Annotated in this window: 1 protein-coding gene; it reads left to right on the plus strand. The window is 50.8% G+C overall.

Annotated features, from left to right (window positions below):
* Positions 1-189 (plus strand): hypothetical protein (locus SB775_RS33390; protein ID WP_410865588.1); only part of this gene is annotated, 189 nt, incomplete at its 5' end.
* Between the last annotated feature and the right edge of the window lie 51 nt (positions 190-240).

Here is a 240-nt window from a genome sequence, read left to right on the forward strand (position 1 = left end):
CTGCTCCAAGATCCCTTGTTTGAGCAGCATGTCGTGCTCGGCACCTTAAGAAGCAAGCAATCACTCAAGGAGCTGGATCGTATCTTCCTTTCGCATGACCTGCAATTTCTCCAGGCAACCGCGCCTCCTATGGGACCGTCTGATCATTATCCTGTCCTCATGGAAATTGCCAAGCGTTCAGCGCCATGAGAAAATCTGACGGCTCTGAGCCCTAATATCCTACCTGACACTAAGACGCTT

It is taken from the genome of Peribacillus sp. SIMBA_075, from assembly GCF_046534585.1.